Raw genomic sequence first — 15,035 nt, 5'->3', positions numbered from 1 at the left:
GGCCTCCGCTCAGCGTCAGCGGCGCCGCCCCGGCTCATTCCTTCGGCTTGTCGCCGCCGAGCAGCTCGCCGATGGCCGGGGCGCCGCCCGGGCCGAGGGCCTGCGTGCTCTCGATGAGGTGGATCAGGAACTGGCGGTTGTCCGTCACCGACAGGTTCTGGAGCTCGAGCGCGCCGATGCGGTCCTCGGGGGTGAAATAGGCCTCCTCGACCTTCTCCATCGAGAGCTTGTGCGGCGCATAGGCCATGTAGTCGGCGCGCGTGCTCAGGATGTTGTAATCGTCGCCGCGGCGCAGCTCGAGCGCCACCTCGCCGGTCACGCCGGGGGCGATCCAGCGCGAGAGCGCGTCCTTCAGCATCATGGCCTCGGGGTCGTACCACTTGCCCTCGTAGAGCAGGCGCCCGAGGCGCCTTCCCTGGGTGAAGTACACGTCGAGGGTGTTCTCGTTGTGAATGGCGGACAGGAGCCGCTCGTAGACGGCGTGGAGCAGGGCCATGCCCGGCGCCTCGTAGATGCCGCGGCTCTTCGCGTCGATCACCCGGTTCTCGATCTGGTCGCTCATGCCGAGGCCGTGGCGCCCGCCGATCCGGTTGCACTCGACGAACAGCTCGAACAGGGAGGCGAAGCGCTTGCCGTTGATCGTCGTCGGGACGCCGCGCTCGAACCCGAGCGTCACCGTCTCGGCCTCGATGGCGACCTCCGGCCGGAAGGAGGCGACGCCCATGATGGGCTGGACGATCTTGATCCCGGTGTTCAGGTGCTCGAGGTCCTTCGCCTCGTGCGTCGCGCCGAGCACGTTGGCGTCGGTGCTGTACGCCTTCTCCGTCCCCATGCGGTAGGGCAGCCCGTGGCGCTCGAGGTACTCGCTCATCTCCTTGCGCCCGCCGAGCTCTCCCACGAACCTCGGGTCGAGCCAGGGCTTGTAGATCTTGAGAGAGGGGTCGACGAAGATGCCATAGCGGTAGAACCGCTGGATGTCGTTGCCCTTGTGCGTGCTTCCGTCGCCGAAGACGTGGACGTCGTCGTCGCGCATCGCGCGGACGATCGCGGTCGTTGTCACCGCGCGGCCGAGCGGCGTGGTGTTGAAGTACTTCTTGCCGCCCGTCGAGAGGTGGAAGGCGCCGCACTGGATGGCGAGGATGCCCTCGCGGACGAGCGCCTCGCGACAGTCCACCAGCTTGGCGGAGACCGCGCCGTGCTGCAGGGCGATCGGCGGGATGTCGCCGGGGGAGTCCTCGTCCGGCTGCGCCAGATCGGCGGTGTACGCGTGCACCTTGAGCCCGTTGCGCGAGAGCCACGCCACCGCGCAGCGCGTGTCGAGACCGCCCGAGAACGCGATGCCGAGGTGGGTGCCCGGCGGGGGGAGTGAACGGAAGATCCTGCTCATGGCGGCGCAGCATAATCGCAACGCCCGCGAGCACGCGAGCGGAGATCGCGGGGCAGCGGAGGCGCGTGGCGGTGCGTGCACGCGCGCGCCGTCAGGCATCTCCGCCATCTCCGCCCGCCCGCTCCGCCGGGACGGCGCGGCCGCGCGATGCGCGATGTCGGTCCGTCCGCCTGCCCGCGCGCGCCGGCAGGCGGACGGCGCCTCCGCCGGAAACGCGCTGGCCTGCACGAAACGGCGCAGACCGGGCCTCATCGGACTAGGATGGAGGACACCGTGCCACGCGAGCCCTGCTCGCCAACGAGGTGCAAGTCCATGCCGAAGCTGTCGTACGCCGAGATCGCCCGGATCGAGGAGCGCCGGCTGGCGGTCGGCACCGCCGCCGTTGTCGCTGTCGCGGAGCCCATCGCGGGCGGGTGGATGGCCTTCGATGGAGAGGGCTCCTGGGGCAACTTCGCTGTCGGGCTCGGGCTCGACGGGCCCGTCTCCGGCGAGGATCTCGATCGCCTCGTGCGGTTCTACGCGGCGCGCGGCGCGGAGCCGCAGATACAGGTCTGCCCCTTTGCGCACGGGTCGCTCGTGCGCGGCCTCGCCGATCGAGGGTTCGTGCTGCGCGAGTTCGAGAACGTGCTGGCGCGCGAGCTCGCGCCGGACGAGGACCTCCGCGCGCTGGTGCCGCGTGGTGGCCCCCAGGGGCTGGAGATCGTGCGCATCGATCCGGGCGACGAGGCGCAGGTCCGGGTGTTCATCGAGATCGCGACGAGCGGCTTCCGGCCTGACGACGTGCCGCTGTCGCCGGCGCTCTTCGAGATCACGCGCCGCCTGGTCGCGCACCCCGGATGCGACTCGTACCTGGCGCTCGTGAACGGCGAGCCCGCCGGCGGCGGCAGCGTGGAGATCCACGGCGAGGGCGCCGCGCTCTTCGGCGCCTCGGTGCTCCCCCGGTTTCGCGAGCGCGGCATCCAGCAGGCGCTCATCGTCCGCCGCCTGGAGCGGGTGCGCGAGCAGGGTTGCCAGCTGGCGTGCATCAGCGCGAGCCCCGGTATCCCCACGGAGCGCAACGCGATGCGGCTCGGCTTCTTCATGGCGTACAGCAAGGGGATCTTCACGCGGCGGAGCGAGAGCCCAGAGTCGCCTGCCTGAGCCCTTCCCGGGCGCCCCGGGCCTCGCCGGCGGCGCACCTTTCAGGCGTGCAGCGCTGATCGTGCAAAACCGAAATGGTCGCCCGGGACATCCATCCGAAATGCCCGACCATGACGGAAGTACGCCATGGCACGCCTCATGCTGATACTCCGGTTCAGCGTCGCTGGCGTGGCCTTTCCCCCCCCGAGGCCCCGGCGGCGCTTTTTCATTTTGTGGCCTGACGCGAAGCGATCGGGCCCTCATCGCCTTTCGGAAGATCAGCAATCCTCCAGCCGGGAAGCGCGGACTCCCCTCAACGCCCGCTCCGAGCGAGGGAGTGCTCCCCGCCGCGCCGGTGGGGGTGGACGGTCCGTTGGATCATGAAGCAGACGTGAGGCCCTGAGCGAGGGAGTGCGCCGCCCCGCGCTTACGCTGCGTGGGTCGACTCCCTCACCCGGAGCGGGGCGACATGGGTTTCGCCCCCAAGCGCCCCGCTTTACCGCTCGACCGTCACCGCCCGCCGCTCCGCTGCAGCTCGGTCACCGCGTTCCTCACGAGCCGGAGCCCCACGTTGTCGTCCTGCGACAGGATCGACTCCGGATGGAACTGAACCGCCGCGAGCGGCAGCTCCGTGTGCTCGATCGCCATCACGACCCCGTCCTCGGTCTCGGCCGTGACCTTCAGCGACGCAGGGAGCGCGTCGCGCAACGCGTAGAGCGAGTGGTAGCGCCCCGCGCGGAACTCGCGCGGCAGCCCCTCGAAGAGGCGCCCGCCGAGCACGCGCACGTTCGAGGCCTTGCCGTGCATCGGGTAGTCGAGGACGCCGAGCTTGCCGCCGAAGTGCTCGACCATGCCCTGCAGGCCGAGGCAGACGCCGAAGACGGGCAGCCGCCGCTCGAGCAGCGCCGCGAGCGTGCCCGAGAGATCGAAATCGCTCGGCGAGCCAGGGCCGGGCGAGAGCACCACGAGGTCGGGAGCGTAGGCGTCGAGCTCCGCGAGAGGGAAGCCGGCGCGGAGCGTCACCACCTCGGCGCCCGTCTGCCGGAGGTAGTTGGCCAGCGTGTGCACGAAGGAGTCCTGGTGATCCACGAGGAGGACCTTGCGCGTGCCGCCAGGCACCGGGTGGATGGCCGCCGGAGGCGGCGTGGCGACGCCGCGCGGCCTCCGGATCGCGTCGAGGAGCGCCGACGCCTTCACCTGGGTCTCGCGCTCCTCCTCGTCGGGATCGGAGTCGAAGAGCAGCGTCGCGCCGACCCGGACCTGGGCCACGCCGTCCTTGACCCGGATCGTGCGCAGCGTGAGCCCGGTGTTCATGCTGCCGTCGAAGCCGACGATCCCGACCGCCGCCCCGTACCACGCGCGCGGCGAGCGCTCGTGATCCTCGATGAACTGCATGGCCCAGGCCTTCGGCGCCCCAGTGACCGTGACCGCCCACGTGTGCGCGAGGAACGCGTCGAGCGCGTCGTAGCCGTCGCGCAGGCGGCCCTCGATGTGATCGACCGTGTGGATCAGCCGCGAGTACATCTCGATCTGCCGGCGCCCGATCACCCGCACGCTCCCCGGCACGCAGATGCGGGACTTGTCGTTGCGATCGACGTCGGTGCACATGGTGAGCTCCGACTCGTCCTTCGCGGACGCGAGCAGGCGGGCGATCTGCGCGGCGTCGGCGAGCGGGTCGCTGCCGCGCGGGATCGTGCCCGAGATGGGGCAAGTCTCGACGCGATTGCCCTCGACGCGGACATACATCTCCGGCGAGGCGCCGATCAGATACTCGGCGTTGCCGAGGTTCATCAGGAAGCCGTAGGGCGCCGGGTTGCGCTCGCGCAGGCGGTAAAACAGCTCCGTGGGCGCGACCGGGCACGGCTCGTAGAGGGTCTGTCCCGGCACGACCTCGAAGAGATCGCCCCGCTTGAAGGACTCGCGCGCCACCCGGACGAGCTCGGCGTACTCGCCCGGCGCGTACTCGTTCTGGGGCGCGCGGTCGGCGCCGACATAGGCGCGCGTCGCGCCCTCGCGCGGCAGCCCGTCGGTCGAGCGATCGCCGAATTTCAGCTCGTAGCGCGTGCGCGTCGCGCGCTCGCGGCGGTGGTCGACGGCGATGATCTCGTCGGGGAGGTAGAGGACGAGATCCCGCTGATCCGCCGGGCGCTCCAGGCGGAGCCGGATGGGCTCGAACTGGAAGGCGAGATCGTACGCGAACGCGCCGTAGAGCCCGAACAGCGGGTCGCCCGGGACCCCGAAGAGCTCGATGAGCCGGCGCAGCACCGAGAAGATCGACGGCTGCCGGCTGCGCAGCTCCTCCGGCACCCGCTCGCCCGGCGGACGGACCGCGCCGACCACCTCGTCGCTGCGCCGCTCGAGGGCCGCGACAGCGTCGAGATCCCGGAGGGCCTCGTCGATGGCCGGCAGCAGAACGCGCCCGCGCTCGTTCAGCGCGGTGAACCGGAAGTCGCGGCCCCGGGAGACGAGCACGAGCGGCGGATCGATGAAGCCGATGTCCCAGCGCGTGTACCGGCCCGGGACCTCGTAGCTGGACGCCAGGACCACGCCCAGGTGGCTGTCGAGCGCCTCGACGATGGGCTGGATGGCGCCGTCGACGGCGAGGTCCTCGACCGTCCGCCGCACCGCGACGCCTCTCCGCGTGATGTTGCTGTCTCGTTTCACGACCGCGTCTCCTTATGCGATGAGTATACGCGGTGCGGCATGCGCGCCGTACCAGCATCTTTGCCGCGTGCACGTCTCCGTCGTGCGCGTCATCCGCGCTGCGCACTCGTCGCGCGCACTTCTTGCGCGGACGCTCGGCCCCCGTCCGCGGCGCGCTCCGCGAGGTAGATGGCGCGGAGCAGGGGGAAGCTCTTGACGAGGACCTCCTCGTACTCGGCCTCCGCGCTGGACTCCGCGACCACCGCGCCGCCGCTGCCGAAGCTGAGCCCCCGGCCGTCGGCGACGAGGGTCCGTATGGCGATGTTCATGTCCATGGGGCCCTCGTACGCGAGGTACCCGATCGAGCCCGTGTACACGCCCCGCGTGCGCCGCTCCAGGGCGTCGATGATCGCGATCGTCCGGTGCTTCGGCGCGCCGGTGATGGATCCGCCGGGGAAACACCCCTCGAGCGCGTCGAGCGCGCCCTTCCCCTCGCGCAGCGCGCCCGTGACCACCGACGAGAGCTGGAGCAGGGTCGCGTGCTCGGTGATCCGCTGGAGCGCCTCGACGTCGATCGAGCCCATGGCGCAGACGCGGCTGAGGTCGTTGCGGACGAGGTCGGTGATCATGAGGAGCTCGGAGCGGTCCTTGTCGCTGGTCGCGAGATCGCGGCGCAGGGCGAGGGTCTCTTCCTCGGTGGCGCCCTTCGGCCGCGTCCCCTTGATGGGCTCGCTGCGCACCCGACGCTCCCGGTCGACCGCGAGGAACCGCTCCGGCGAGGACGACAGCACCGCGCCCTCCGGCAGCTTGAGGAAGGCCGAGAACTGCGCGGGGTTCGTGCGGCGCAGGACGCGGTAGAGGGCGAACGGATCCAGCGAGGTCGGCACGTGGAACTCGTTCGTGAGGCACACCTCGTACGTCTCGCCCTCGCGGATCTCGCGGAGGATGGCGCCGACGGCGTCGAGGTGCTCCCGGCGCGAGAGGCGCGGCGCGTGCGCGATCCGGTCGGCGAAGCCCTCCGGGACAGGCGGCAGGAGCGGCTCCGAGAGCGCCGGGAGGCCGCGGAGGCGCGCCGCGATCTCGTCCAGCCACGATGCGGACGAGGGCGGCGCAGGCCTCGCAGGCTCGTCGTCGTCGATCGCGTCGCTTGCGTCGATTGCGTCGATCGCGCACGCGTATACAGCGCGCTCGACGTGGTCGAAGGCCAGGATCCGCCGCGCGATCATCATCGCGCTGTCCGGGAGCGCGCGGCGCGGGTGGGCGGACGCGCCGAAGCCGAGGTGCTCCTTGAGCTCGTAGCCGAGGTAGCCCACGAGGCCCCCCGTGAAGTGGAAGGGCAGGCCGCTGGGATCGAGCGACACCGACGCCAGCTCCCGCCGGAGCGCGGCGAACGGGCTCCCCTCGGATGTGGTCGAGGTAAGGGCGTCTCCGGGGCCGCCGGCGCTCCACCTCGTCACGGCGGCGCCGCGGCTCTCGATGGCCTCGGTCGCGCTCCCCATGAACGAGAAGCGCCCGTCACGGCCTGTCGCGCTCGAGTCGAGCCAGAACGCGTAAGGGGCCGCGGCGAAGAGCCCGGCGAACGCCCGCTCGGGATCGACCCACGGGAGCCGGAGGTGACGCACGCGCCCGCGTCGCTGCGCGCCCGCCGGCGCGCCCGGCGCGCAGCCGCCCAGCGCGCCTGCGGAGAGGCCCGGCGCGCGTGCGCTCCGGTGGAGCGCCGCGCCCCTCCGGTCGCGCGGCGTGCTCAGGGCGATATCTCTGAAATTGCGGATGATCCTCCTGCCGTGCTCGGTGCCGATCGACTCGGGGTGAAACTGCACGCCGTAGAACGGCCGGTCCTTGATCTTGAGGGCCATGATGAGCCGATCGCCGCGCGTCCGCGCCGTCACCTGGATCTCCGCCGGCAGCCCGCCGTCACCGACGATGAGCGAGTGGTAGCGCACCGCCTGGAACGGGCTGGGCACGCCCTCGAAGAGCCCGGCGCCGTCGTGCTCGATCTCCACGATCTTGCCGTGCATGACCCGCGGGGCGTGCTGGACGCGCCCGCCGAAGCGCGCGGCGAGCCCCTGGTGGCCAAGGCAGACGCCGAGGATCGGCGTCCCGGCGAGCGCCTCGATCACCTCGGCGCAGACGCCGAAATCGGCCCGGCGCTCGGGGCGACCGGGGCCGGGCGAGATGACGATGCCGTCGAGCTCCAGGCCCTCGATCTCGGCGAGCGAGAGGCTGTCGTTCCTGACGATGATCGGCTCCTCGCCGCTCGCCTCCCAGAGGTACTGCCCGAGGATGTGGGTGTACGAGTCGTAGTTGTCGATGAGGAGTGTCTTCACGGCGAAGCTCGCCTTGGGGCCCGCATCGAGGCCGTCAATGCGGGCGAGCCGGCGCGGATCCCGGCTCGGGTGAGGCGCGCCGGCGGCGGGCGCGGCATCAGGGGCGGATGATGGCCGCGAGCATGGCCTGGAGCTTGAGCTGCGTCTCGACCAGCTCGGCGTCCGGGCTCGAGCCCGCGACGACCCCGACGCCCGCGACCATCCGCGCGCGCGCGCCGTCGACGGTGGCGCTGCGGATGCCGATGAACCAGTCGCCGTCGCCGCGGGCGTCGACCCAGCCCACGAGCCCCGCGTAGAGCCCGCGCCGGATGCCCTCGTGCGCGCTCAGCCAGGCCTCCGCCGCCTCGCGCGGCGTGCCGCACACGGCGGGCGTCGGGTGCAGCCGCGCGGCGAGCGTGAGGGCGTCCGGCGCCGCCTCCGCGAGCTGGCCGTGGATCGGGGTGCCGAGGTGCATCACGTTGCGGAGGCTCAGGATCGACGGCTCGCTGGGGACCTCGAGCGACGCGCACTCCGGCGCGAGCGCGGCGGCCACGGCGTCGACAACGAAGCGGTGCTCGCGCTGGTCCTTGGCCGAGCGCCGCAGGACCTCGGCGAACCGGCGGTCGGCGTCGACGTCGGCGGAGACCGCGTAGGTGCCGGCGAGGGGGTGCGAGGAGACGGCGCGTCCGCGCCGCGAGAGCAGGAGCTCGGGGCTCGCGCCGAGGAAGCCGTCGACGTGGAAGATCGCGCACGAGGGGTAGAGCGCGGTCAGGCGGCGCAGGACCTCCTCGACGACGATGGGGCGGTTCGCCTCGACGTCGACCGCGCGCGCCAGCACGACCTTGGAGAGGGCCCCCTGCTGGATGTCGGCCACCGCGCGCGCGACGCGCCCGCACCACTCCTCGTGCGGGAGCGCCGAGCGGAGCGTGAAGCTGTCGGGCGAGCGCCGGTGGCCCTCGGCTCGCTCCAGGTGCGGCGCGGGGGCGGCGCCCTCGCCGATGGTGGTGACCCACGCGGTCCCGTCGGAAGCCGCGCCGACGATCTGGGCCGGCACGACGAGCGCGGCCGGCTCCGTCCGGTCGAACGGCAGGGCGCCGAGCGCCACCGGGCCGCAGCCCGGGCGGCCAACAGCGTCGGTGGCCTCGATCGAGGCGAGCGCCTCCTTGATCCACGCCACGCCGCCCTCGATGCCGTGCGGCAGCTCCAGGCGGGCGGCGACCCCGTGCGCGACCAGCTGGGTGCCGGGGTGCAGCCAGACGCGCGCGCCGTCTCCCATGAGCGACGAGACGCCGCCGGGCAGCTTCGCGAGCGTGTCGGCGTCGAGCCGGAAGGTGCGGGCGACGAGCCGCGCCGCCTGGCGGGGGGCGTCGGCCGAGGAGGAGAACGTCAGGGGAGTCATGCACCGCCGTGCGCAGGCCGGTTCGGGCTCGTCCTGCTCGGCAGGACCAGCCTGGAGCCAGCAGGCCACGAGCCCGCGGCACCGTGCCGGATCGCGAGCGCCGGCCACGCAGCATCGGCTCTACCGCCTCCGGAAAGGCTCCGCAAGCGCAAAGCAGCCCACGTTCCGGGCGCGGGCGACGCGCGTCCACCGCTCGAATTGCCGCTGAAATTGCGCTTCGAGGCGAGGTGTCGGCGTCGGCGCGCGGGCGCGCACGCATTGCGCGCGTTGTCTCCGCGCGACGCAGGCGCATCGCGTTTCCTCACCTCATCTCGCCGCCGGCGCGCGTCGTGTTGGGTCTCGCCGCCAGCGCTGGTGTCTCGTCTCACCTCGCCTCGCCGCCAGCGCGCGTCGTGTCCCCGCGCGGCGCATCTCCCTTCGCGCCACGCGCCTTCTCCACGCGTCGTGTGCGGCGCGCCGCGCGCCGTCTGCTGTGCTGCGCTCGCTGCCCGCGATCGGCGAGCAGCGAGCAGAGCAGTGCCGAGCAGCGCGCGCTCCGTCCCGTCTGTGATCGACGGCTCTTTCCTGGGTTTTTTACCCATGGAGAGGCGGCGCGAACCCTTGCCCCCGAGCGCGCATCTGGTCGATGCTGCCGCGGGCACTCGCCCTTCGCGGCGCGCGCGTGAGCGGCACGTCTCGATAGCTCTGCCGGCGACCGGGAATGTGGAAAATCTCCAGAACAGAGCTCAGAAAGGATCCTGCGATGGACCCCACTCGGCAGCATGATCGCCGCGCATGGCGAACCGCAGCGCTGTTCCTCTTCGTCGTCGGGCTGTGCGCCTGCCGTGGCGACAAGAGCCCGCCTGCCCGCGAGAACCGCCCTGGCGCCGCTGCCACGACGGCGGCCGCGGTGTCGGAGGCGCCGGGCGAGAAGGCGATCAAGGCGCAGCCCCCCGCCGTGCCGAACGCCGCCGAGGCGAAGCGATACGCCGGCAGCAAGCTCAAGTATTACAGCGAGCCGGTGGGCGTCGGCGCCGAGCTCGACAGGGTGATGATCCAGCAGTTCCAGAAGGACACCGGCATCGAGGTAACGATCATCCCCCGTCCCAAGGACGCGACGGAGACCTACTCCGTCTACCAGCGCCTCTTCCAGGCACAGTCCGGGGACATCGACGTCATGATGCTGGATGTCATCTGGCCCGGCGCCTTCGCGCCGAACCTCGTCGATCTGAGCGAGAAGCTCGGCGAGGCGGCGAAGCAGCACATCGAGAGCATCGTCCAGAACAACACGGTCGACGGCAAGCTCGTGGCGATGCCGTGGTTCACCGACTTCGGGCTGCTCTACTACCGCACCGATCTCCTGGAGAAGTACGGGTACCAGAAGCCGCCGGAGACGTGGGACGAGCTGGAGCAGATGGCGAAGAAGATCCAGGACGGCGAGCGGGCGGCGAGCCCGAACTTCCTCGGCTTCGTCTGGCAGGGCAAGGCCTACGAGGGGCTGACCTGCAACGCGCTGGAGTGGATAGCTTCCCACGGCGGCGGCGCGATCATCGAGGAGGGCAAGATCACCGTGAACAACCCGGAAGCCCAGAAGGCGCTCGCGCGCGCCAGGGGCTGGGTGGGCTCGATCTCCTCCGCCGGCGTGACGAGCTACGAGGAGGAGGACGCGCGCAACGCGTTCCAGGGCGGCAACGCCGCCTTCATGCGCAACTGGCCTTATGCCTACGCTGCGGGCAACGCCGAGCGGTCGCCGATCAAGGGCAAGTTCGCGGCGGGCCCGCTGCCGCACGAGCCCGGACAGAAGAGCGCGGGCACCATCGGCGGATGGCAGCTCGCGGTGTCGAAGTTCTCGCCGAACAAGGACGCGGCGATCGAGCTCGTCCGCTACATGACGAGCCCCGAGGCGCAGCGGTTCCGCGCGACCTCGGGCTCCTTCCTCCCGACGATCCGATCGGTGCAGCAGGACCCCGAGGTGGTGAAGTCGCTGCCCTTCCTGGCGAGCGCGAAGGACATCGCGCTCGTGCCGCGCCCCTCGAACAGCACCGGCGCCCGGTACAACGAGGCGTCGATCGCCTTCTTCCAGGGGGTGAGCCAGGTCCTGCAGGGCAAGGATCCGAAGGAGGCGCTCGGGCAGGTGGAGCAGCGGCTCACGCGCGCGCTTCGCTGACGCCGCACGCCGCACGCCGCCTCGCGCGCCTCGCCCAGCGGTCGACTGGCGCGCGGCGCGCGGCGCGGTCCACGAGAGCTCCCGGCCAGACCACCTCGCGAGAACGGACATCCCATGAGCATGCCGGCGAACCAAGCGGCCACGAGCGCGGCGGCCCCTCTAGACCCCCCATCGCTCGACGCGCGGCGACAGCGGCGCGCCTGGCTGTTCCTCCTGCCGACGCTCGCGGTCGTCGCGTTCATCGCCCTCTACCCGCTCGCGCAGACGTTCTACCTGAGCTTCACGAACGCGCGCCTCGGCACCGGGGAGCCGGCGAGGATCATCGGCGCGCAGAACTACGTCGAGCTCGTGCAGGACAGCTACTTCCTCGACGCGGTCCTGCTCACGGTCCTCTTCACGGTCGTCACCGTGCTCGGCGAGCTCGCCCTCGGGCTCGGCGTCGCGCTCGTCGTCAACTCCCGCTTCAAAGGCCGCTCGGCGGTGCGCGCGGCCATGCTCATCCCCTGGGCCATACCGACCGTCATCTCGGCCCAGATGTGGAAGTGGATGTATAACGACGTCTACGGCGTCTTCAACGACCTGCTCGTCAACCAGCTCGGCGTCCTGGATCGCAACGTCGCCTTCATCGCCGATCCTGCGGTGTCGTTCTGGGCCGTGGCGCTCATCGACGTCTGGAAGACGACGCCGTTCATGGCGCTCCTCCTCCTCGCCGGGCTGCAGCTCATCCCGCACGATCTCTACGAGGCCGCGCGGGTCGACGGCGCGACGGCGCTCCAGCAGTTCACCCGGATCACGCTGCCGCTCCTCAGGCCCTCGATGCTGGTCGCGCTCATCTTCCGCACGCTCGACGCGCTCCGGGTGTTCGACGTCTTCTTCGTCATGTTCGGCAACCGGCCGGACATGCAGACCATGGCCACCTACGCCCAACAGACCCTCGTCAGCGTCTCGAACATCGGCTACGGCTCGGCGATCTCCGTCGCGCTCTTCCTCATCATCGCGGTGTTCATCATGATCTATCTCGCGGTGTTCCGCGCCGAGGAGGCGTGAGATGAGCGGCGCTCCGCGAAGGGCAGCGCGGCGGCGCTCGCTGGGACAGGGCGCCTCGCGGGCCCTGCTCTACGTGCTCGTCGCCGCGGTGCTCGTGTTCACCGTCTTCCCGTTCGTCTGGGCGTTCGTCTCCTCCATCAAGCCCGACGACGAGCTCTTCACGACCCCGGTCCGCTACTGGCCCGGCCGCGCGACGCTCGACAACTACCGCCTCGTGCTGGCGAACGGCGAGTTCCAGACGGCGCTCCTGAACAGCGTGATCGTCGCCGTCTCGGTCACCGCGGTGTCGCTCGCCGTGGGCTCGCTGGCCGCCTACGCGCTGGGGAGGTTCCGCTTCCGCGGGCGCAGCCTCGTGCTGTACGTGGTCCTGGGGATGACCATCTTTCCGCAGATCGCCGTCCTCGGCGCGCTGTTCGAGATGATCAACTTCTTCAAGCTGTACAACCAGCTCACCGCGCTGATCCTGACGTATCTCATCTTCACGCTCCCCTTCACGGTGTGGGTGCTCACCGGCTTCATGAAGGCGATCCCGCGCGAAATCGAGGAGGCGGCTTATGTCGACGGCGCGACGCACTGGCAGGTGTTCACCCGGGTCATGCTGCCGCTGTCGGTGCCCGGGATGGCGACGACGGGCATCCTCGCCTTCATCGCCGCCTGGAACGAGTTCCTGTTCGCGCTCTCCTTCACCCAGACGCCGGACAAGCGCACGGTGACCTACGCGATCCAGGCGTTCTCGACGACGAGCAGCGGGCTCTACGAGATCCCCTGGGGGCAGACCATGGCGGCCTCCATCGTCGTGACCGTGCCGCTCGTGGTGCTGACGCTGGTCTTCCAGCGGCGCATCCTCGCGGGGCTCACCGCGGGCGCGGTGAAGGGCTGAAGGCGCGGCTGAAAACGCGCCGGCGCGGTCGGCGGCTCACGCGCGCCCCCAGGGGAAGCGGAGCCAGCGAGGCCCGTAGGCGGCGCCGAGGTCGCGCAGCCCCGAGAGCAGCACGCCTGCGGCCATGAGCGGCAGGATCACGCGGAGCGAGGGCGGCGCGTCCCAGCGGGAAAAGCCCGTGGGGTCATGCGCCCAGCGCCAGATCTCGGGGACGAGGTGGGCGAGCGCGCCGCCGTAAATGATGCCCATCACGGCGTGCATCACCCGCTCTCCCGGGTACACGCCGCCGAGCGGCCTCCGGACCGTGTCCTCGACGACGAAATCGCGGAGCGTGATCGCGATCTCCGCGAGGAGCAGCGCCGCGAGCGCCCACGCGGCGAGCCCCTCCCAGCGCACGAACGGCAAGGAGGCGAAGAGCGCCGCGTACAGGAGATCGCGCGCGCCGTGAAGGACGAGCTCGGGCGCGGTGCCCGGCACGCCGCCGGGCAGGCGCGCCCGCCACTCGTGGTAATAGAGCGTGTCGAAGGCGCCGAGCGCGCCCTGCACGGCGAGGAGCACGAGCGCCGTGATCATGCGCGGGGCTCCAGCGCGCGGGGCTCCGGCGCTGACGGCGCGGTCGACGCCGGCGTGGACGCGCCGGCGCGAGCAGGCGGCGCCTCGCCGCCCGCCTCGTAGGCCACGCGCCCCTCGTACGCGACGAGCAGCCCGGCGACCGGCGCGAAGATCCGCACGTCGACGTGGACCTCGTCCCGGAGGGGCCCGGCCCGCCCCTCGACCCGCGGGGCGAGCCACCGGGGCAGCGGGAGCCCGAGGCGGCGGAGCCCGAGCGTCGACCGCACCTGCTCGAACACGAGCGCTCCGCCCTCGGCGCGGAGCCGGAACCAGCACTGGACGAGGCCGAGCCCCTCGACCAGCAGATCACCCGAGCGCCACTGCGAGGAGAAGAGCGGGCGAGCCCCGAAGGTGCGGAGCCACCGCTCCCCGTCGCCCGCCCGCTCGACGGCGAGCGTCACGGCCACGTCCTCGGCCGCCTCCGGCATGCGCAGGAGGCCGGCGACCAGGCGCGCCGCGAGCCCCCGGCCGCGCCGCACGCGGAAGCGGCCGCGAGCGCGCGCGCCGCCCGCGTGGAGACGCTGGACCGGCGGCGCGAGCGCAGCCCACGCGGCGCCGAGGAGGGAAGGGTAGAGAGCAGCCGCCGGAACAGCCCGCGCCGCGCCAGCGCAGGGCGCGCGAGCTCCCGTGGGTCGACTGTCCGGCTCCCCGGCGGAGCCGGGCATCAGGCGTCCTCTGGCAGCATCTCTCGCGGCATCGCAGGGCTCCTCGGGGCGACGGCCGCGTCGGCGAGATCGCGGATCTTGACGATGATCGCGTCGTCGGCGTCGCTCCGCGCCTCCTCGCAGTACGACCGGATCTGCCACAGCAGCTTGCGGGTGCGCCGCAGCTCGAAGACGAGCCATCGGGTCTCCGGCTTCACCTCGTGGGGGTGGCGCTCCAGCTCGACCTCGATCTCGCGGATGCGCTCCTCGATCTGCTCTCCGGTCGGGAGGATGCGGCCGTTCCCTTGGCAGTCCTTGCACAGATAGGGGCCGGAGTCCGTGTTGATCTCGCCTTCGCCATAACAGCTCGCACACGTCACCAGCTCGTAGGAGTTCATGCGGCGCACTCTATCCGATCCTGCGCCGTGCTCGCGACCGGCGTCGCCGTCGTTGCGTCGGTCGCGCGTCGCGCCACAGGCGGCGTCGTGCTCTCCGGCATGGCAGGCGGTGACGCCTCCGGCATGGAACGCGCGCCGTCGCGACCGGCGTCGCCCTCCGACGCCGGGGGCCCGGTCGTCCGGCGCTCTCGCCCTCTCGCAGCGATTTCGCCCAAGCCCACGGCGCTCTGCGCGTCCTAATTCCGCTTGCGCCGTTCCTTGCGGTAATGGGAGGCATCCTGTGACCTGCCCTCATCCCTCGCGTCGGGGCGCGCTTTGCGTCCTGGCCGTGTGCGCCTTTTCCCTCGTTTGGCCGAGCGTCGTCGTGGCCGCCCCGCTCCCGCGGCTCGCGGTCCAGCGGGCGCCCTCTGCGGCCGACTGCCCGGATGCGCCCTCGCTCGCCATCGCGGTCGAA

The 15,035-nt window shown here is 71.6% G+C and carries 11 protein-coding genes; 4 read left to right on the top strand and 7 right to left on the bottom strand.

Going from position 1 to position 15,035, the window contains the following annotated elements:
• Window positions 1-34: 34 nt before the first annotated feature.
• Window positions 35-1,387 (bottom strand): argininosuccinate synthase, encoded by a 1,353-nt coding sequence (argG, locus tag WMF29_RS27210; RefSeq protein ID WP_437323054.1) that lies wholly within the window; start codon window positions 1,385-1,387, stop codon window positions 35-37.
• A gap of 312 nt (window positions 1,388-1,699) precedes the next feature.
• Here argG and WMF29_RS27205 point away from each other — a divergent pair, with 312 nt between their 5' ends.
• A complete protein-coding gene (locus WMF29_RS27205) occupies window positions 1,700-2,527 on the top strand; it encodes a GNAT family N-acetyltransferase (protein WP_437323053.1) in 828 nt (275 codons plus the stop codon).
• Window positions 2,528-3,016: 489 nt separating this feature from the next.
• Here WMF29_RS27205 and WMF29_RS27200 read toward each other — a convergent pair whose 3' ends face one another.
• The 3 genes from WMF29_RS27200 to WMF29_RS27190 all read right to left on the bottom strand — a co-directional run bounded on the left by WMF29_RS27200 (window position 3,017) and on the right by WMF29_RS27190 (window position 8,854).
• The gene (locus WMF29_RS27200) at window positions 3,017-5,170 is read right to left on the bottom strand and encodes an anthranilate synthase component I (protein WP_437323052.1); all 2,154 of its coding nucleotides are present in this window, start codon (window positions 5,168-5,170) and stop codon (window positions 3,017-3,019) included.
• A gap of 89 nt (window positions 5,171-5,259) precedes the next feature.
• Entirely contained in the window at window positions 5,260-7,476 is a 2,217-nt protein-coding gene (locus tag WMF29_RS27195) for a chorismate-binding protein (protein ID WP_437323051.1), read from the bottom strand.
• 97 nt (window positions 7,477-7,573) lie between these two features.
• Entirely contained in the window at window positions 7,574-8,854 is a 1,281-nt protein-coding gene (locus WMF29_RS27190) for an isochorismate synthase (RefSeq protein ID WP_437323050.1), read from the bottom strand.
• Window positions 8,855-9,596: 742 nt separating this feature from the next.
• Between WMF29_RS27190 and WMF29_RS27185 the strand changes: the two genes are divergently transcribed.
• The 3 genes from WMF29_RS27185 (at window position 9,597) to WMF29_RS27175 (ending at window position 12,927) form a co-directional block, all read left to right on the top strand.
• Window positions 9,597-11,000: an ABC transporter substrate-binding protein gene (locus WMF29_RS27185; protein WP_437323049.1), complete on the top strand. Its 1,404-nt coding sequence runs from the start codon at window positions 9,597-9,599 to the stop codon at window positions 10,998-11,000.
• A gap of 114 nt (window positions 11,001-11,114) precedes the next feature.
• The gene (locus tag WMF29_RS27180) at window positions 11,115-12,047 is read left to right on the top strand and encodes a carbohydrate ABC transporter permease (RefSeq protein WP_437323048.1); all 933 of its coding nucleotides are present in this window, start codon (window positions 11,115-11,117) and stop codon (window positions 12,045-12,047) included.
• Window position 12,048: 1 nt separating this feature from the next.
• The gene (locus tag WMF29_RS27175; RefSeq protein WP_437323047.1) at window positions 12,049-12,927 is read left to right on the top strand and encodes a carbohydrate ABC transporter permease; all 879 of its coding nucleotides are present in this window, start codon (window positions 12,049-12,051) and stop codon (window positions 12,925-12,927) included.
• 36 nt (window positions 12,928-12,963) lie between these two features.
• Here the strand turns inward: WMF29_RS27175 and WMF29_RS27170 are convergent, their stop codons facing one another.
• The 3 genes from WMF29_RS27170 to WMF29_RS27160 are packed head-to-tail and all read right to left on the bottom strand — an operon-like array spanning window position 12,964 to window position 14,581.
• On the bottom strand, window positions 12,964-13,500 hold the full coding sequence (locus WMF29_RS27170; protein WP_437323046.1) for a hypothetical protein: 537 nt from the start codon (window positions 13,498-13,500) through the stop codon (window positions 12,964-12,966).
• Window positions 13,497-14,204 carry a DUF4166 domain-containing protein gene (locus WMF29_RS27165; RefSeq protein WP_437323045.1) on the bottom strand — a complete coding sequence of 236 codons (708 nt, stop codon included), beginning with the start codon at window positions 14,202-14,204 and terminating at the stop codon, window positions 13,497-13,499. The genes WMF29_RS27170 and WMF29_RS27165 overlap by 4 nt, the downstream gene beginning before the upstream one ends.
• Window positions 14,204-14,581 (bottom strand): hypothetical protein, encoded by a 378-nt coding sequence (locus WMF29_RS27160; RefSeq protein ID WP_272093955.1) that lies wholly within the window; start codon window positions 14,579-14,581, stop codon window positions 14,204-14,206. The genes WMF29_RS27165 and WMF29_RS27160 overlap by 1 nt, the downstream gene beginning before the upstream one ends.
• Window positions 14,582-15,035 lie beyond the last annotated feature (454 nt).

The sequence above is a fragment of the Sorangium sp. So ce381 genome (genome assembly GCF_051473845.1).
GTDB classification, from domain to species: domain Bacteria; phylum Myxococcota_A; class Polyangia; order Polyangiales; family Polyangiaceae; genus Sorangium; species Sorangium atrum.
This window is presented reverse-complemented; position numbering and strand designations above follow the sequence as displayed.